Origin of the sequence: Synechococcus sp. A10-1-5-1, assembly GCF_023115425.1 — a bacterium.
Classification (GTDB): Bacteria; Cyanobacteriota; Cyanobacteriia; order PCC-6307; family Cyanobiaceae; genus Vulcanococcus.
In genome coordinates, this window is the sequence record NZ_CP096032.1 from 368,495 (window position 1) to 385,147 (window position 16,653).

The following is a 16,653-nucleotide window of genomic DNA, read 5'->3' on the forward strand; positions in this document are numbered from 1 at the left end:
TGGGAGGGTGTAGGGCAGCTCGACGGCGAATCCATGGCGCGTCTCTCCCTGAACGAACTACAGGAGGAGATCAGCGCCGACCGCGACATCCTGCTCATCCAAGACCTCGATGGCGTTTGCATGCCGCTGGTGCGCGACCCGCTCACTCGGGTCCTTCCGCCTCAGTACATCGAAGCCGTAGCGAGATTAGGCGACCGATTTCGCGTCCTGACCAATGGCGAACACAGTGGTGCCCGCGGGGTGAACCGGCTGGTGGAGCAGGCCCTCGGACCGAGGCGAGATCCCGCCACCGAGGGGCTCTATCTACCGGGGTTAGCGGCGGGGGGGGTCCAATCGCAAACAGGCCACGGCCAGATCAGCCATCCAGGGGTGAGTCAGGCGGAACTGCAGTTTCTGCAGACCGTCACTGCCCAGCTTGGCAACGGGGTGCGTCAAATCATTGAACAGATCAGCCCCAGCTGCGCAGCAGAGGAGCTCGAGCAGCTGAGCCAAGCAGCTGTTCTCGACAACGAACTCTCACCAACCCTCAACCTGAACGTTCTCTTTGCTGGCCTGTGCCCAGAGCCCGATCAGCAGCGTCAACTGCAAGAGCTGAGCCTGCAGCTGCTTGAGACCATCGAGAGGCAAGCGCAGCAGCAGGGTCTCGGCGACTCCTTTTTCCTACACCTCGCCCCCAATCTCGGCAGCCAAGACGGCAAGGAATTGCTCAAATGGGCGAGCCGTGAGCATCGCGGCACCAGTGACTTCCAATTCATGCTCCGCGGAGCCGTGAAGGAAGCCGGACTTTTGGTGCTGCTGAACCAACACATCGCTAGGCAAAGCGGCCGCGCCCCCCTGGGGGCTGACTTCAATGTCAGAACGGCCCCCAGATCGGCCGAGGCCCTGCTCGCCTTGGCACAAGAGAGCATTGCGCCAGAGGAGATGCCGACCTTGGTCGGCATTGCCGACACCATCACCTCCGAGAGGCTGATGGATGGGAATCAACAGTGTTGGAGACGAGGCGGAAGCGATCGAGGCTTCTTGACTCTGTTGCAAGAAATCGGCCGGGCGTTCGGAAGAACCAACCGGGTGGTCCTGGTGGACAGCAGTGGGGGCGAATTGGATCGCCCCAGCCTTCAGGATCCAGAGCTCAGAGGTCTGAGCGATCCAGAGGATCCCCTACAGCTGGATGTCCTGGTGCCAGGGGGACCGCGGGCCTATGTCCAGTGGTTCAACGGACTGGCAAGCAACGTCTTCTAAAGACGTGGGCTGACAGCAGCTCCAGAACGGCCTATCCCAGGGGTAGTCACCGTTCGTTCTGATGCCAGAGGGGGCCAGCAGGACACAAACCTGGCCCCCAGCACCGGGGCAACATCCCTGGTGGGATGGGGCGGTTATCTATGAACTGATCCCCCGGTGTTACAGCGATTCCGATGGGGATGGGATCGGGGATTTCGGCGGTCTCACCAAACGTCTGGGCTACCTGCGCTGGCTCGGGGTCGATGCGATCTGGATGACCCCGATCTACCCGTCTCCCCTGCGGGATGGGGGGTACGACATCACCGACTTCACCGATATCCATCCGGAGCTTGGGGACCTCGACGCGTTTCATCGCTTTATCGAAGCCGCCCATGCCCATGGGATCCGGGTGGTCATTGACCTGGTGTTGAACCACACCAGTCAGCTTCACCCCTGGTTTCAACGGGCACGTTTTGCTGAACGGGGCAGCGCCGATCGCGACTTCTATGTCTGGCGAGACGATCCCGACGGCTACAAGGATGCGCCTGTCCTCTTTCGCCACTTCGAGGACTCCAATTGGTCCTGGGATCCGATTGCACAGCAGTACTACCTGCATCGTTTCCTGCATCACCAACCGGACCTCAACTACGACAACCCCGCCGTCCAGGAAGCGGTGCTTCAGGTCGTGGACTTCTGGTTAGCCCGTGGGATCGATGGCTTTCGGCTGGATGCCATTCCCTTTCTCTTTGAGCGAGAAGGAACCCGTTGTGAGGGTCTACCGGAAACCCATGCCTTTTTAAAAACCCTGCGCCAAAGGGTAGATGCCTACAGCGGGGCGAACCCTGGGCGCGACATTCTTCTGTTGGCTGAAGCGATTCAGCCGGTCGATGAAGCGATGCCGTACCTCGAAGACGGGGAACTGCATGCGGCGTTTAATTTCGCCCTCACCGCCCATCTCTTCGCCTCTGTAGCCCATGGCGAAACCAAGGGACTGAACCGATTTCTCAAGGAAATCAGCAACCTGGACTGCGGCCGGGGCTGGGCCCTTCCGCTCCGGAACCACGATGAACTGTGGCTTGGTGATGGCCATCTCGTACCTGAGGAGGTCATTCACTGGGTGCGCCATGGGCTGCCCGCCGCCCATGGCCATTGGCTGAACTGGGGAATCAATCGCAGGCTGGCACCACTCTTGAACGGAGATACCAGGCCCAACATGGCGCTCCATGCCCTGCTCTACAGCCTGCCGGGTATGCCATGCGTCTACTACGGCGATGAGCTCGGAATGGGGGACTGGCCAGGACTGCGAGACCGGGACCCCAATCGCACTCCCATGGCCTGGAGTCCGGATCGCAACGGTGGCTTTTCCATAGCCCCTGATCCACTTCTGGTGCTGCCGCCGATTACCGCGCCTGGTTACGACTACCGCGTGATCAACGTTGAGGTTCAGAAGTCGCTTAAGGGGTCGCTCCTCAATTGGCATCGGCACATGCTGGTGAGCCGCAAGCTGCTGCCGGCCCTGAAGCATGGCGATTTTGAACTGCTGCCCAGCCATCACCCGAGCGTGGTCAGCTTCATTCGCCGCTGTGAGGCCATGACTGTGCTCGTCGCCGTCAATCTGAGTGGCACTGGTGCCTCAACCGAGATCGACCTCAGTCGTTGGGAAGGGGAGCGAATCCGCGAACTGCTCTGGGGGTGTGAATTCCCAGAAGCCTCGAGTGATTGGTTCGTCTACCTGCAGGCCTACGGCTTTGGCTGGTGGTTGATCGGGGATATGGAACTCGCCAGCAACAGTGACTCTGCAGCCGGCGTGAGCCGTTCCGCTTCGGCCTGATCGAGAAAGCCAATCCGGCTTCTCCGATTGAGCAGATCAGCTGCTGTCTTCGCCCATTCAAACTGGATGTTGTAGCGCCACTCCGCCACACAAATGGGCACCACGGGGCTGAGGGGTGTCGTTTCAGAGGCATCCAGTCCCTGCTGGAGCACCTGCTCGGCTTGCAGGCCGTAATTGGCGATCAGATGGTCGATTTGCTGATGTTGGAGCGCACCACGCGGCACCACACACTCGAGCCGCGCGCGCAGGTCTGAAAGATCAGCCGTGGTTTGCTCTGGGGATTGGGCAGCTCCCAGGAGCGGCATGGGGTCGGGAGCAGAAAGCGTCTGCCCCAGCTGGCCAGCGATGGCTTTCAGGGCATCAACGGCCAAAACTCTGCAGGTGGTCCACTTGCCACCAAGAAGGCTGATCAGACCGCAATCAAGCTGCTCAACTTCATGTTCACGAACCACCTTGCTGCTGCCGCGCTCGGAGTCCGGCTGGATTAAGGGCCGACCACCGGCCCACCGGCTGGTCACTGTCAAGTTGGTTTGGCCCGGGAACCAGCGCCGGAGGTGATCCAGCAGGAACGCCTCCTCGGCATCGGAGACCGTGGTCGCTTCCGCAACCCTGCAGGGGGTATCGGTGGTACCCACCAGTGTTCTGCCTTGGAAGGGCAGCACAAACATCACACGACCATCACTGGTCTTGGGAATCAGCAGGCCGACACCGCTTGGACAGAACTGCTCTTCGAGAACCAAATGGACACCACGACTCACCAGCAGCCGCGGCTGGCAGTTGGGCTCCGCCAGGGCACGGAGGCTGTCGGCCTGGATACCCGTGGCATTGACCACACAGCGAGCCAACCAGTGGCTCGTGGAGCCATCGGGCTGACGGGCCGTGACGCCAACCACCTTGCCCTGCTCCAGCTCAAAACCAACGACCGCGCAGTCCCGTTGGACCACTGCACCGGCTGCCTGGGCCGTCAGCAGCAACAGCAGATTCAGTCGTGCATCGTCGAATTGACCATCGCTGTAAAGCACAGCACTATGGCGATCAGAATTCAGGCCAGGCAGGACCTGTTGCAGCTGCTGGCGGTCCACACCACTGCTGGGCTCAAGACCAGCTGAGCCAGCCAATAGGTCATACATCCCCAACCCCACTCGGAAGTAGGCCTGCTCCAAGGGCCCCTGAGTGGGCAGGGCTATGCGCAGGGACTGGGCCAAAAAGGGAGCTTGATCGATCCAGTACTGCCGCTCAGCCAAGGCCTCCCGCACCAACTTCAACTGGGCTGCGTCGAGTTGCTTAAAGGCCAGCTCGAGATAACGAACACCCCCATGCAGAAGCTTGGTGCTGCGGGAACTCGTGCCCTGGCCCGGATCGCCAGCCTCGAGCAACGCCACGCGCAAGCCACGACGCACGGCCTCATAGGCCAGGGCGGCGCCACTACTGCCGCCGCCAATGATCAAGAGATCAAACCGTTCCATCGCCATGCCACTCCAAACAACGCTCAACCGCCTGATCCCAACGGCGTCGCCAGCGCTCCCGCTCGGCCTCGGTTCTCTGCGGGTTCACTTGGGTTGAGGACTTGCGGATGGTCGCGGCGATGGACTCGAGATCACTCACGACATCGACGCACTCACCGGCCATCAGCGCCACCCCAAGGGCCGTGGATTCCAGGTTGGCCGGTCTCACCACCTGAACAGCTGCACTGTCGGCCTGGGCTTGGAGCAAAACCGCAGAAGCGGCGGCTCCCCCATCAACGGCAATCGTTTGCAGTGGAGCTCCCAGGGCCTCCGCGGCCCCCCGCAACAAACCGGTCACAGCCAAGGCGATCCCCTCCAGGGCGGCCCTGGCAATCTGCGGAGCACCGGTGTCGCGCGTCATCCCAATCAGCAACCCCCGGGCATTGGGATCCCAGTGGGGTGATCCCCAGCCGGTGAAGGCCGGCACGAGCATCAGCTCACCAGCACTTGCAACCTGCGAAGCCAGGGCATCAACCTCCGCGGACTCGCTGATGATCCCGAGACCATCACGGAGCCACTGGATCACCGTCCCGGCATTAAAGAGGCTGCCCTCAATGCAGTAGGTGGTGCTGCCATCGCGATTGCTCCAACCGACGGTGCTCAGGAGACCTCCTGAGGCCCGTTGCGGTTGTTGCCCGCAATTGACTACAAGAAAAGCACCGGTGCCGTAGGTGCATTTGGCCTGACCCGGTTGGTGGCAGAACTGGCCGTAACTGGCGGCCTGCTGATCACCGAGCATCGCCGTAATCGGAACACCGCCAAAGGGCAGCCCATCGGCAATCACCCCGAAGGCGCTGCGGGTCGGCAACAGATCAGGAAGTGCAGCGGTGGTCAGGCCAACACGCTGGACTGCCTCAGGCAGCCAACTCAACTGCTCCAGATCCAGCAAAAGGGTGCGACTGGCATTGCTGATGTCCGTGGCATGACGCGTTCCTCCGGTTAGGTGCCACAGCAGCCAGCTGTCGACCGTGCCAAAACAGAGGTCATCCGCCTCTAAGGCCTGCTGGGCCTGAGGATGGGCCTCAAGCATCCACGCGACCTTGCTGGCGCTGAAATAGGGATCGAGCACAAGCCCTGTCTGGCTCTGCCAGCGCGCTGCGGCTGGCTCGCTCTTCCAACGGGCACAGATCGCGGCGGTCCGCCGGTCTTGCCAGACCAGGGAAGGACCAAAGGATTCTCCAGTACTGCGGCGCCAGAGGGTGGTGGTTTCCCGTTGGTTGGTGATGCCACAGGCCTGAACAGAACGGCGTTGCTGCGGGCTCAAACGCTGCTCCAGCAGAGCCATGGCCTCAAGCTGGCTCTGCCAAATCGCTGAGGCGTCCTGTTCCACCCAGCCGTCGTCCGGGTAGTGGATCGCAAGGGGCACTTGGGCCGAGGCGACCGACTCACCTCGGGCGTTAAACAGAACCGCTCGGGAACTGCTGGTGCCCTGATCGAGAGCTAAGAGATAGGACTCGGACACAGGCAAAAGGGTTTCCCCACTCTTACGGGTACTCAGTGGATCTGTCAGGGGGTTGACGCAGCACGAGACAGTGGTGCCATCGCATGACGTCGCTGCTGCTGATGACCTCGTTGTGGACACTCGCGCCTGCCCTGGCGGCTCTGCTTGGAGGGGGGCTGCTATCGCTTCTCGCCGCCCGGGTCTTTGGAGCATTTTTCGGTCGCTTGACACGAAAAACGAGGAGTGAAACCGACGACTTCATCGTTCAGGTCATCGTTGACACCATCCCGATCCTGGGCTGGGTGATCAGCGCCAGCTGGGCCTGGTGGCTCGTGCCAACGCCTCCCGAGGCGGATCGAGTGGTCTTCACGATCGCCAAGCTGATCCTCGTGATCTTCCTGGTGCGGCTGGTCAACCGCATCAGCCTGCGCCTGCTGCAACGCTCCGCTGTTCACAGCGGAGATCCTGCAGTCGGAAACATGCTTCGGGCGCTTGCCCCAATGCTTCGCGCCCTGGTCTGGAGCATCGGCACTGTTCTCTATCTGCAGAACATTGGCGTCCAGATGGCTGCGATCTGGGCCCTGCTCAGCGCTGGTGGCATCGGAGCAGGTTTGGCCTTGAAGCAGCCGGTCTCTGAGTTTTTTGAGTACATCACGATCCTGCTGGACAAGCCCTTCCAACCCGGGCAGTTCATCAACGTGGGCGAGGTCTGGGGAACGGTGGATCGGGTCGGGGTTCGCTCCACCCGTCTGCGCAGCGTCAACGGTGAAGCCATCGTGATGAGCAACAGCGCGCTCACCAGTTCGGTGGTGGCGAACTACGGGGAAATGCAAGAGCGGCGGCTGATCTATCGATTGGGGGTGACCTATGACACCAGCCACTCCACATTGGAGCGGATTCCAGGCCTTCTGAAAGCCATCGTTGAGCAGGGCGGTGATGCCCGCTTCGACCGGGCCCATTTTGTGGCGTTTAACAGCAGCAGCCTCGATTTTGAGCTGGTGTATTTCGTTCCCTCGAACAACTACATCCAGGCGATGGAAGCGCAGCAACGGATCAATCTCGACATTGTTCAGCGCTTCGCCAAGGAGGGCATTGAATTTGCCTTCCCGACCCAGACCCTGCACCTGCACAACGCTTTGGAGACTGGGGTGTGACCCCACTTGCTATGATCGGCGCTTGGGCAAAATGCCCAATGTTGTGTTTTTAGAAGACGGTCATGTCCCGGGTCTGCCAACTCACCGGCAAGCGCGCCAACAACGGCATGGCCGTCTCGCACTCCCACATCCGCACCAAGAAGCTTCAGCAGGTCAACCTGCAAGAGCGCCGGCTGTGGTGGGCCGAAGGCAACCGCTACGTCAAGCTGCGGGTCTCCACCCGCGCCCTGAAGACCATCCAGAAGAAGGGTCTGGGCGCCTATGCCAAGCAGCTGGGCATCAACCTGGCCAAGATCTGAGCTTCAATCCTGAGAGTTCCTCAGGATGCTCTTGAACCGCCGCGATCTGCTCCTCTCCTTCGGTGCTGCGGCCCTCGGCCTGTTGGGAAGACCCCAACAGGCTTTTTCAATGGGTGGCACCCTGCCGGATCTTGGTGAGCCGGCTCCAGATTTCATGCTCTCAGGAGTGGTCCCCGGCGGCGACGGCGCCATCGAAGCGGAGCGAAGCCTGAGGGACTTCCAAGGCCAGTGGCTCGTCCTCTACTTCTATCCCCGCGATTTCACCGAAGGCTGCACGATTGAAGCCAAAGGGTTTCAACGGGATCTTCAGCGGTTCCACGCTCTCAATGCCGAGGTCGTCGGCATTAGCGCCGACGACACGGACTCCCACAAGGAGTTCTGCGGCAGTGAGGCCCTCACCTACCCGCTTCTCTCGGATCCCGGAGGCCAAATCAGCAAGCGCTATGGCAGCTGGATTCCTCCCTTCTCCCAACGGCACACGTTCCTCATTGACCCAGAGGGGGTACTCAAAGAAACCTGGCTCGCAGTCAGGCCACTGGGTCACAGCAGGGAGATCCTCGAACGCTTGGAGCAACTTCAAGCGAAAAGCTGAGTCCCTCAGCCAACAGACAATCGAGAGTGCTTCTCCTCCATCAAGCGCAGATGCGCCTGGCCAACAGGAAGGCTGTCGCAGTAGAGGCAGCTTCCTTCGAAGCAAACCTGGAAGAGATCTCCTTCGCTGGAGCGCAGTTGGTAGATGGCTCCACCTTGAGGATCAACCAACACAGGGGACTGGGCCATGGGTGTGCAGGAGGAACGAGCAGAGAGTGGCTCGGCTGGATAGCCCGTGCCATAGGTGCTTCGACTCAACCGATGGCGGTTGTGCGAACGGCCGAAGGGGGAACAACTGGAGTGCACCAGAGACGCGCACATCCGTTGACACCTAGCCCTCGAGCAAACGTCCCCGCCAGGTCCAGCCACGGCCCGTGGTCGTCTTCCAGATGCTGGCCGGAACGATGGCTGCAATCAAGAACGCACCCAGCCAGCTAAGCCACCAAAAGCGGATCGGCGTGCCAAAGCGCCAGGAACTCCAAAGACGAATCGCCAAAACCAAAACCAATGACGCCCCGACAGTGATGGCCGTGAGCGGCATCACTGCTCCCCCCAACAGTTGCTGGAGAAGCAACAGAGCAGCAGCGACCCAAGGCCCCGCGAACAAAAGAAGCACGACGCCTACGCTCCCTGCCGCCTTGAACCAATTGCGATCCACCCCCAAGAACCAGTTTTTGGTCCAGCCTTCCCAGAGGGCAGCCAGCGAGCGATACATCTGCAGGTCGACAAGATCCACACCCAGCAAATACCGCAAGCGCAGATTCGCTTGCTTGATCTTGCGCGCCAGGGCGAGATCCTCAACCACTTCCGAGGCCACTCCACGGTGACCACCAATGGCTAGGTAGCTGGAATAGCGAAAGAGCATGAAGGGCCCCGCCGCAAAAGCGGTTGGATCGTCGGGGTCATTGCTGCGGCGAATCGGGAAGCCAAGGCCGAGCAACGTCGCCACGATTGGCTGGACCAACCATTCCGCCAAACAACTGCATTCCAGGCGCGGAGCCAGGGTCAGTAGGTCACTGCCTTGCGAGCAGGCCTCTTGAAGGGCGGCCTCGATGACACCCGGGCGTAAACGCACATCGGCATCCAGGAAAAGCAACCACTGGCTGGAGGCATCGCCGCCGGGCCAAGACAAATCAGCCCCCACGCTTGCCGGCCAGTTTTTGCCCGACCAACGCTCACCGCCGGGACGTGGTCCGGCTTGCACGACTCTCCAGCTCAAATCCGTGCGCAGGCAGGCCAGGCGCGCCGAGTCGGCCAAGGCCTGGGTGTCATCGCTAGAGGCATCGTCGATCACCACCAGCTCGATCGGCCAATCAGGCGGTAGTGCAGCGACGATGGCTCCGAGACAGTCCGTGATGTTGTCGTGCTCGTTGTAGGCGGGCACCAGGATCCGCAACCAGCTACAGCCGCTGGGCCGTTCCTGCGAGCCACTCGCGCCCAGCCTCGGTGCGCGGCCCAGTTGCAGCTCGAGGGCCAGCAACAACAGCAGCAAGCAGGCACTGCTGGCGCTAGCCAGACAGAGGATCAGCGGCATAGGGCGCTCTTCAGAATCCGCCGATGCAGCTCCAAGGTCGAGCGAATCGAGGCAATCACTGAGCTCGCTGGAGGTTGATCCAAGCTTCGGCTCCACTGCTGCAGGCACTCGGATGCCGACCTGCTACAGGCCACATCCAAGGCATCGCAACGCAACTGATCAGCACAGGCCTTGACCTTGGGGTCATAGCTCAGAGCACTGACTGGAGCACCGGAGAGGGCAGCCAAGATCAGGGCATGCAGCCGCATCGCTAGCACTAGGCCAGAAGAGCGGAACACCGCCATCGCCTCCCTGGGATGGCCAGCGCTGAGTTGGCGGCTACGCCGGGATAACCCCTCAGGCATCAACCCTTCGCTGCGCAGCTGCTCCAGAAGCGAACCGTCCTGCTCGCGGTGGAACGGAAGCCAGAGCACCTCGCGATCCGCCTGGGAAGCGAGCTGATCGAGGGCCTCGAGATAGGGACTCCAATCGGTCCCCTGGAGCAGGGGGGTCGGACGCCAACAGACAACGATCGGACCGCCACGGCCAAGCCATTGCTGCGGCGGCAGCAACCAAACCGCATCGCCAGCATGCTCGGCATCACAGCCCAAACCGCGAGCCAAGGTTGCCGATTCGGGATCACGCCAACTAACGGCAGTGGTCATCCGCAAAAGCAGACGGACCAACGCGCGACTGCGTCTGCGCTTGAGCGGACCCAGGCCCTGGGCCCAGAGGACGACAGGTTTCCCCTGCAGGCGCGCCGCCGTGAGCAAGGCGCCGTAATAAAGGAGGCTGTTGAAGCTGGTGCTGTCCTGCAGCAGGCTGCCGCCACCTAACACCAGTGCCTGGCAGGAGCGCAGACGAGCGAGAACAGCCTTCAGATCTCGCCGTTGGACGGTCTCAACGCGATGCCGTTGCTGAACCTCGACTTCATCAAAGGCCGTGACAACGGGGGTTAGGGACTCAGGAAGCTCTCCCAGCAGCGCCTGCAGGAGTGCGTCATCCCCCAGGTTGTGTTCGCCGTAGTAGCCGCAGAGCAAAACAGACTGGGGCACACCACTGCATCGCGCGATCACCAGTTTCGCATCGATGGAAATCGCCTAGGCCGCTGCCACAAGCCGTTGACGCAGCAAAGGAAGTTCCTGATCGATCAATTCACGCGCATGATCAAGCGATGCGGTTGTTCCCAAAAACAAGCCACTGCTGTGACGGATTTCAAAGCAATGGGGTTGTTGGGGATGGGCCATAAGAGCGATACGGCACCCCCGATGAATCCAAGCAGGGATCTGCTGTAAATCCGACATTCAGCCATGAGGACCTACGTCACTAGAGCGTCAGCCGATCCGAGGCACAACCGCCAGAACGGAAGAAATTTCAAAGGTTGGGCAACAGTGCTGAAAGACGAGTTCTGAAATCCCCTTTGGGCATCCCTCCTTTCAGCTCCCCGTGGATCGTGAACTCGGCCTCGAGATTCTCCACGAGGAGATAGGTCGGCCAGCCCATGCCCTCCTTATTCGGGTACTGCGCCAGAAGAATCTTGCGGTACTTCCGATAGGTCTCGGTGTCCTGCAGCATCACACTGACAAAGATGCAACCCAGTTCTTCGACCACTTTCGCGTCGTAGTGGCTCATCCGATGGCATGTGCCGCAATCCTCGGAACTGAACTTGAGGACCGTTAACGCCATGTCGTCTGCTGCAACCTCAGAAACTTAGAGGCATTGATCGAAGCTGATCTCACCCAAGAAACAAACATCGAGAAGACGTTGCAATGCAGCCGCCCGAGATGGCAAACCCCATTCCTCCTTCAGTGCGTCGAGGCGAGCTAAGTGGACGCGGCGGATATCGCAGGTGACCTTGACGCGCTCGTCACCCAAAAATGGAAGGCTGTGCATCTCCCTGGCGAATCGCTGCCGCAACGATGGCCGCAATCAGGGGGATGTCAACGCAGAACGGGAACCGGCAGATAGGCAGGGGCAAAGCTGCAGGCCAGCACCAGCTGACGCAAGGGCAGGCCAAAGACCGTGCTGACGAAATCAATCGCGACGCGGGACAGCAAAGGACCAAACCCAGTGTCTCAATTGTAAAGAGACGTAAAGCAGGACTCAGCTTGCAGGTGTCAGGTCAGGGATCGGCCCTGCCGCAGCTGGCTCTAGGGCGAGAGATCCGCATTGAGACCAGTCACTTCCTGCTTGGTATCGAGTTTGTCGGCCAAAGCCCTTGCCTCTTGAGCGAGCTGGCGCTCCAGCAGCACGCGGTCGGTGACATCCCGTTGCACGGAAACCCAGTGGGTGTACCAGCCGGTGGAATCAGCCAAGGGCGAGACCTTGAGCTCGATCCAACAGGTGGATTGATCACGCCGGTAATTAATCACCTGCATGGTGGCCGGCTTCCACTGATCCATGGCCGCCCGCAGGGCAGCCGTACTGTCCCGCGATGTCTCAGGTCCTTGGAACAAACGCGGACTCCGGCCAAGGACCTCATGGAGTGCGTAGCCCGTTTGCTCCAAGAGCGATTGATTGGCATAAACAATCACCGGTCCAGGCGCATCCAACGGCTCGGCCAGGGTCACGAGAACGGCGTCTTGGGCCGTGTCGAGGACACCCTCGAGCAAACGCCGATAGGCGTCTTCGTTGGTTTCTTCGGGGGAGGCATCAAGACGCTGGGCACGACGCCGCAACACGCCAACACCAAAACCAGAGTCACAAGCAAACAGCCGTATTCGAGTGGCCAACTCAACGCCGGTGGGATGGGGGAGAGGGAGGACATGGTCCCGCGGTCCCTCCGTGAGGCGCCGGTGTTCTTGGAAGATCAGATCGGCCAGCTGAGGCCAGCAATCGCGAATGAATTGGCCACACCACTCCTGGGACTGATGCCCCAGGCGATGCATTGCGGTGCGATCCACATGGCTGACTTGGCCATTCGCCCCGCAGAGCACCAGACCATCACCGGGCTCAAGCAGGAAGAAAGGTTGCATTCCAGATTCCCCAGGCACCAACCCTATCGGTCGTTCCAGGGCCGATGCTGAGGAGATGGTTGCGGTCCCTTACTTCGAAGCCATCGCCGTTGAGGCATGGCTTGGCTCTCGCAGAATCTTCGACGGCCTGAATCTGACCCTGCGACTGGGGGAGCCCACCGTGCTACTCGGTCCCAACGGTGCCGGGAAAAGCACCTTGATCAAGCTGATCAGTCGCAGCCTCTATCCGGTGGTCAAGCCGGGGTCATCGCTTCACATCTTTGGCAGCAGCACCGTCAATCTCTGGGCACTTCGCCAAAGGATTGGCTTTGTCTCTAGCGATCTTCAAGCTGGATACATCCCGAGCGTCTCCGCTGAAGAGGTCGTTCTCTCTGGGCTCTTTGGATCGATCGGATTGGGACGCCCCCAACAACCGAACCGCCAGCAATGGGAACAGGCGTTTAACCAACTCGAGGCCATCGGTCTAGCCGATCTCTGTGGTCGTCCTTTTGGTGAATGCTCGGATGGCCAGCGGCGTCGGTTGCTCTTAGGCCGGGCACTGATTCACAGGCCCGAGGTTCTGGTTCTCGATGAGCCAACCAACGGACTCGACTTCAAAGCCAAGCATCAGTTGCTTGAAACACTCAGAACGCTGAGCCAGCAGGGCACCACACTGCTGCTGGTGACGCATCAGTTGGATGCCGTCATTCCGGAGATCCAACGGGCAGTTCTTATCAAGCAAGGCTCCATCGTTGCGGATGGTGCTGCGGCGGATCGACTCACCAGCAAAGGCCTCAGTGATTGTTTTGAGACACCGATTGCTGTTCTTCAGCAGGGGGGATGGCGCCAGGCTGTACCGCAATCAAAACCGCTAGGGATCAAGCCATAAAAAACAGCCCGGTCAGGGCTGTGTGAGGAGGCTTCGCTGCCATAGAACCGGAGCCAACCTCAGCAGGCGATGGGTAGAACAACTCAACCGTTCCTAGCGAAGGGTAGGGCTGATGTCCTTCAGCGGAATGGAGTCATTGCCCCAGGGTCCAGCGCCAAGGAGAGGTTCAGCGCCGGGGCGTGGAACGAGCGTTGAACCAGCCTGGTAAACAGCATCGACCCAGGCCAGGAGCAATGGACCCAGCACCCCACCATTGACCTGTTCACCAGGCCGCAGGTTGAAATGGTCGCCGCCCTTGGCCAAGACCAACTGGTGGCCGAAGGGCACCGCCTGACGCATCGGCGTAATCGCCTCCGGATCGGGAGGAACAACCCAGTCATGGGTGCCGCTGACAACCAGGAGACGGGCACTAGTGGCGCGCAGTTCCGGCATCGCAAACAGCAATGACATCGGGGGCGATACAGCCACCGCCGCCACAACGCGTTGATCCTGGAGTGCCGCCTGGTCCACGCCATCCAACCAGCTGCATTGGAGAGTCCAACTCAGATTGCGCTGGGGATCATCCAGTTGTGGGCAACGGCTTTTTAGCTTTGCGGCTTGCGGCACCAATCCCGCCTGCTGCAGCGCCGTCGTCGCTCCCCATGAGTGGCCAATGACGACCACCGCATCGGCGTTGACCCCAGAGACACCCGACAGCTGACCGGCCGCTACAGCATCGGTCAAAGCACTGAGGTCGCGAAAGCGCAGGCCCAACTCAACGGGTTTGGGCGGTGGAACGGCGCCGGTGAGCATGCGCACCTGCTCCTTGTTGTCGCTGCCGGGGTGGCGGGGCAAGGCCACTGTGTAGCCGCGGGAAGCCAGCACAGTGCCCCAAGAGGCGAAGTTCCTTGGGCTGTCCCAAAGACCGTGGGAGATCAGGACCAAGCGTCCATTGCGCCGTTGAGTGGGTTCGAGCAGCAGCACATCCAGCGGTTCTGGGCGGTGGTTGACTTGAAGACGAACCTGACGTTGCCGTGCGGATTGAGATGTCTCCTTTGCAGGAGCCATAGGCAGAACAGGGGGATCAGCTTGCGCAAAAAAACTGTTGGCCTGGGCGCGCTGAGCCAGCATCCGGCCCAAGATTGTGCGCACCTGTCCAAGGTTGAAGCGAACACGCTGACCAGGCAGCGCCTCAATGAGCTCCACCAGGGTTGGAACACCACTGTTGGAGTTGGCCATGGCTTGCTCCAGAGCCATCCGAAAAGTATTGCCGGTGAGATCAGGACGACGGCCTTCGATGGTCCCAAGGGATGACACCACCAGAAGGGCCTGCTCCAACAGCGGTGATCCAACGGAGCCATCCGCCAATCGGGTGAGGGAGATCGGAATTGGCCGCTGAAGCAGCTGAAGCAGGGCCTGGCTGACTGCGCCATTGGAGGCGCGGTCCAATTCCGCCAAGTCGCTGCGACCAGCCATCAGGGCATGGGGGCTTTTCAGCTCGCTGATCCGAACGCTGAAACTCGTCTGCAAGAGGGGCAGCTCGATCAGAACCTCTTCAATCGCGCGACTTGGCGCTGCCGTGAAGGGGAGAGAGGCGGCGGCGAGCAGGGCCAGGCTCAGCCGCTGAAACCACTGGAAGCTCAACACAGGCGCAGCCGCGATCCGCTCTCCATCATCGGGGCATGACTGCGATCGGCACCCCGTCCTCTTCCCTCCAACACGACGCTCCAGTGGAGGTCGCACTGGCTGTTCTTGAGAAAGACGGCTGCTGGCTACTGCAGTTGCGCGATGACCTTGCAGGAATCGTTGCCCCTGGCTGCTGGGGTCTGTTTGGTGGTCACCTCGATCCAGGGGAATCCCCAGAACAAGCGCTGCGCCGGGAACTCTGGGAAGAAATCCGGCTGGAGGTGGGCTCCGTGGAGCCTTGGTACGTCTCCCGCAGCCCCAGCAAAATCCGTCATGTCTTCCGTGCACCTCTGCAGATACCGCTTTGCCGGCTGGACTTGATGGAGGGGCAGGACCTGGCTCTGTTCCCACCGGAGCTTCTGGAGTCGGGCCAAGGGTTCAGCTCGAAACTGCAGACCTCTCGCCCCCTGGCCGAATCAACACTGGAAGCCCTAGGCCGATATCAAGCCGGGGGACGCTCAACAATGCGGTAATAACTGCGCTCGTCGGAGCAACAAAGATCGGCGTAGTAGCGCTCAAGGACGTCATAGGCCGCGTCGTAACTCTCGAAGTCCTGCCCCGCAATGGGATCGCTTGGGTGCGGATTGGCGTCCTGCCCATCAAGAACGATGCGAAACACCGGTCGCTTCGGTTGCAGCCGTGCCAGTAACGCATCAAAAGTCAGACCCTCACCAAAGGCACGCTTCAGGGGGTTCAAGCCAATCGATTGGCGATCGGGATGCAACTTCGCGGTGGGGACGAGCCAAAACAGCCATTGCGCTGGCTCAAGGGGATTGGTCGGAGCAGAAGTGCTCTCCCCCAACAAAGCAAACAACAAGGTGGTGGCCTCACCACCGGGGATACGGAACTGAACCGTGCCTGGCTTCAGCTGGTCGGCTGAGCTGTAGAACGCCGCCGTAGAAATCGCCAATTGCCAACTCTTCAGAGGCAACACAAGGGACTGAAGATCGACATTGGGCTTGGAGGGACCCGGGTCGAGTTCCAGGCCTTTTAGAACCAACCAGTGGCAGCTGGCCTCTCGGACGTCATCGGCAAGCAGGTCGGGCGTATTCCATTCCAGGAAGGCCGAGAGCTCAGACATCAAACAAGCTCCTCCACTCGACTTCCTGGTTCACCGATTCAAGCTCGCCTTCCTGGGGAAACCCAACCAGAAAGTCTTTGTCGGCCAGGGGCTGGTAAGGACCTTGTTTGAGCTCAAAGATGACCGTATCGGCCGTCAAGGCGACCAGGGAGTGGAACGATCCCTCGCTGAGTTGCAAGCCACGAACTGGGCCCGCGGCATCGAGCCGGTGGCGCTGAGTACACACTCCGTTGTCGTCAAACAGCAGAACACCGATTGAGCCCTGAAGCACCACAAAACACTCAAAGCCCTCCCCTGTTCCCTGACGGCTGTGCCGATGCGGCCTGACATAAGTACCGGGCTGCATGACGTTCAAGAAACGCTGCACCAGATCGCTCTCCTGGTGCAGGTTGAAATTCATCCGTTGGCGATCGCTCTGGCGCGAGCGCAGCGCCACCTGATCGAACAGGTCTTGATCAATCAATTGGAGCGCAGGCGCAGTCATCGACAACAACGAGGAATCAACACAGGTC

Annotated in this window: 18 protein-coding genes; 7 read left to right on the forward strand and 11 right to left on the reverse strand. The window is 60.6% G+C overall.

The window, feature by feature from the left end; all coding sequences use genetic code 11:
* The first annotated feature begins 33 nt into the window (after window positions 1-33).
* Both stpA and MY494_RS01885 read left to right on the forward strand, forming a co-directional pair.
* Window positions 34-1,239, forward strand: coding sequence for a glucosylglycerol 3-phosphatase (gene stpA, locus MY494_RS01880; RefSeq protein WP_247911045.1), 1,206 nt, complete (start codon window positions 34-36; stop codon window positions 1,237-1,239).
* Window positions 1,240-1,300: 61 nt separating this feature from the next.
* Complete coding sequence (locus MY494_RS01885; RefSeq protein WP_247911046.1) at window positions 1,301-3,049, forward strand: alpha-amylase family glycosyl hydrolase; 1,749 nt, start codon at window positions 1,301-1,303, stop codon at window positions 3,047-3,049.
* On the opposite strand, the gene MY494_RS01890 is transcribed toward MY494_RS01885, so the two are convergent.
* Window positions 2,959-4,542: a glycerol-3-phosphate dehydrogenase/oxidase gene (locus MY494_RS01890; protein WP_247911047.1), complete on the reverse strand. Its 1,584-nt coding sequence runs from the start codon at window positions 4,540-4,542 to the stop codon at window positions 2,959-2,961. The two genes, MY494_RS01885 and MY494_RS01890, sit on opposite strands and share 91 nt — an antisense overlap.
* Window positions 4,502-6,016 carry a glycerol kinase GlpK gene (locus MY494_RS01895; protein ID WP_247911048.1) on the reverse strand — a complete coding sequence of 505 codons (1,515 nt, stop codon included), beginning with the start codon at window positions 6,014-6,016 and terminating at the stop codon, window positions 4,502-4,504. Before MY494_RS01895 ends, MY494_RS01890 begins: the two co-directional genes overlap by 41 nt.
* Before the next feature lie 101 nt (window positions 6,017-6,117).
* On the opposite strand from MY494_RS01895, the gene MY494_RS01900 reads away from it, so the two are divergent.
* The 3 genes from MY494_RS01900 (at window position 6,118) to MY494_RS01910 (ending at window position 8,040) form a co-directional block, all read left to right on the forward strand.
* Window positions 6,118-7,149: a mechanosensitive ion channel family protein gene (locus MY494_RS01900; protein ID WP_247911049.1), complete on the forward strand. Its 1,032-nt coding sequence runs from the start codon at window positions 6,118-6,120 to the stop codon at window positions 7,147-7,149.
* A gap of 62 nt (window positions 7,150-7,211) precedes the next feature.
* Window positions 7,212-7,448, forward strand: a complete 237-nt coding sequence (gene rpmB, locus MY494_RS01905; RefSeq protein WP_010317109.1) for a 50S ribosomal protein L28 — start codon at window positions 7,212-7,214, stop codon at window positions 7,446-7,448.
* Between the two features lie 31 nt (window positions 7,449-7,479).
* A complete protein-coding gene (locus MY494_RS01910; protein WP_371820702.1) occupies window positions 7,480-8,040 on the forward strand; it encodes a peroxiredoxin in 561 nt (186 codons plus the stop codon).
* A gap of 5 nt (window positions 8,041-8,045) precedes the next feature.
* On the opposite strand, the gene MY494_RS01915 is transcribed toward MY494_RS01910, so the two are convergent.
* The 6 genes from MY494_RS01915 to MY494_RS01940 form a co-directional block, all read right to left on the reverse strand.
* Window positions 8,046-8,228, reverse strand: a complete 183-nt coding sequence (locus MY494_RS01915; RefSeq protein WP_247911051.1) for a hypothetical protein — start codon at window positions 8,226-8,228, stop codon at window positions 8,046-8,048.
* A 142-nt stretch (window positions 8,229-8,370) separates the two neighbouring features.
* Window positions 8,371-9,573 carry a glycosyltransferase family 2 protein gene (locus tag MY494_RS01920; RefSeq protein WP_247911052.1) on the reverse strand — a complete coding sequence of 401 codons (1,203 nt, stop codon included), beginning with the start codon at window positions 9,571-9,573 and terminating at the stop codon, window positions 8,371-8,373.
* On the reverse strand, window positions 9,564-10,607 hold the full coding sequence (csaB, locus tag MY494_RS01925; protein WP_247911053.1) for a polysaccharide pyruvyl transferase CsaB: 1,044 nt from the start codon (window positions 10,605-10,607) through the stop codon (window positions 9,564-9,566). The genes MY494_RS01920 and csaB overlap by 10 nt, the downstream gene beginning before the upstream one ends.
* A gap of 319 nt (window positions 10,608-10,926) precedes the next feature.
* On the reverse strand, window positions 10,927-11,238 hold the full coding sequence (locus MY494_RS01930) for a thioredoxin family protein (RefSeq protein ID WP_247911054.1): 312 nt from the start codon (window positions 11,236-11,238) through the stop codon (window positions 10,927-10,929).
* A gap of 24 nt (window positions 11,239-11,262) precedes the next feature.
* A complete protein-coding gene (locus tag MY494_RS01935; RefSeq protein WP_247911055.1) occupies window positions 11,263-11,445 on the reverse strand; it encodes a hypothetical protein in 183 nt (60 codons plus the stop codon).
* Between the two features lie 257 nt (window positions 11,446-11,702).
* Window positions 11,703-12,527, reverse strand: a complete 825-nt coding sequence (locus MY494_RS01940) for a PAS domain-containing protein (protein WP_247911056.1) — start codon at window positions 12,525-12,527, stop codon at window positions 11,703-11,705.
* 55 nt (window positions 12,528-12,582) lie between these two features.
* Here MY494_RS01940 and MY494_RS01945 point away from each other — a divergent pair, with 55 nt between their 5' ends.
* Window positions 12,583-13,395, forward strand: a complete 813-nt coding sequence (locus tag MY494_RS01945) for an ABC transporter ATP-binding protein (RefSeq protein ID WP_247911057.1) — start codon at window positions 12,583-12,585, stop codon at window positions 13,393-13,395.
* A gap of 93 nt (window positions 13,396-13,488) precedes the next feature.
* Here MY494_RS01945 and MY494_RS01950 read toward each other — a convergent pair whose 3' ends face one another.
* Window positions 13,489-15,018, reverse strand: coding sequence for an alpha/beta fold hydrolase (locus MY494_RS01950; protein ID WP_247911058.1), 1,530 nt, complete (start codon window positions 15,016-15,018; stop codon window positions 13,489-13,491).
* A 38-nt stretch (window positions 15,019-15,056) separates the two neighbouring features.
* Here MY494_RS01950 and MY494_RS01955 point away from each other — a divergent pair, with 38 nt between their 5' ends.
* The gene (locus tag MY494_RS01955) at window positions 15,057-15,533 is read left to right on the forward strand and encodes an NUDIX hydrolase (RefSeq protein ID WP_247911059.1); all 477 of its coding nucleotides are present in this window, start codon (window positions 15,057-15,059) and stop codon (window positions 15,531-15,533) included.
* On the opposite strand, the gene MY494_RS01960 is transcribed toward MY494_RS01955, so the two are convergent.
* The gene (locus MY494_RS01960) at window positions 15,503-16,141 is read right to left on the reverse strand and encodes a hypothetical protein (protein ID WP_247911060.1); all 639 of its coding nucleotides are present in this window, start codon (window positions 16,139-16,141) and stop codon (window positions 15,503-15,505) included. The genes MY494_RS01955 and MY494_RS01960 overlap by 31 nt on opposite strands.
* The gene (locus MY494_RS01965; protein ID WP_247911061.1) at window positions 16,134-16,625 is read right to left on the reverse strand and encodes a WbuC family cupin fold metalloprotein; all 492 of its coding nucleotides are present in this window, start codon (window positions 16,623-16,625) and stop codon (window positions 16,134-16,136) included. The genes MY494_RS01960 and MY494_RS01965 overlap by 8 nt, the downstream gene beginning before the upstream one ends.
* Window positions 16,626-16,653: the final 28 nt, after the last annotated feature.

What these genes read in the sequence shown, in the direction of transcription:
- stpA (WP_247911045.1), top strand. Translation starts at nt 34, where the DNA reads ATGGCGCGTCTCTCCCTGAACGAACTACAGGAGGAGATCAGCGCCGAC.
- MY494_RS01885 (WP_247911046.1), top strand. Translation starts at nt 1,301, where the DNA reads ATGCCAGAGGGGGCCAGCAGGACACAAACCTGGCCCCCAGCACCGGGG.
- MY494_RS01900 (WP_247911049.1), top strand. Translation starts at nt 6,118, where the DNA reads ATGACCTCGTTGTGGACACTCGCGCCTGCCCTGGCGGCTCTGCTTGGA.
- rpmB (WP_010317109.1), top strand. Translation starts at nt 7,212, where the DNA reads ATGTCCCGGGTCTGCCAACTCACCGGCAAGCGCGCCAACAACGGCATG.
- MY494_RS01915 (WP_247911051.1), bottom strand. Translation starts at nt 8,228, where the DNA reads ATGGCCCAGTCCCCTGTGTTGGTTGATCCTCAAGGTGGAGCCATCTAC.
- MY494_RS01920 (WP_247911052.1), bottom strand. Translation starts at nt 9,573, where the DNA reads ATGCCGCTGATCCTCTGTCTGGCTAGCGCCAGCAGTGCCTGCTTGCTG.
- MY494_RS01930 (WP_247911054.1), bottom strand. Translation starts at nt 11,238, where the DNA reads ATGGCGTTAACGGTCCTCAAGTTCAGTTCCGAGGATTGCGGCACATGC.
- MY494_RS01935 (WP_247911055.1), bottom strand. Translation starts at nt 11,445, where the DNA reads ATGCACAGCCTTCCATTTTTGGGTGACGAGCGCGTCAAGGTCACCTGC.
- MY494_RS01940 (WP_247911056.1), bottom strand. Translation starts at nt 12,527, where the DNA reads ATGCAACCTTTCTTCCTGCTTGAGCCCGGTGATGGTCTGGTGCTCTGC.
- MY494_RS01945 (WP_247911057.1), top strand. Translation starts at nt 12,583, where the DNA reads ATGGTTGCGGTCCCTTACTTCGAAGCCATCGCCGTTGAGGCATGGCTT.
- MY494_RS01955 (WP_247911059.1), top strand. Translation starts at nt 15,057, where the DNA reads ATGACTGCGATCGGCACCCCGTCCTCTTCCCTCCAACACGACGCTCCA.
- MY494_RS01960 (WP_247911060.1), bottom strand. Translation starts at nt 16,141, where the DNA reads ATGTCTGAGCTCTCGGCCTTCCTGGAATGGAATACGCCCGACCTGCTT.
- MY494_RS01965 (WP_247911061.1), bottom strand. Translation starts at nt 16,625, where the DNA reads ATGACTGCGCCTGCGCTCCAATTGATTGATCAAGACCTGTTCGATCAG.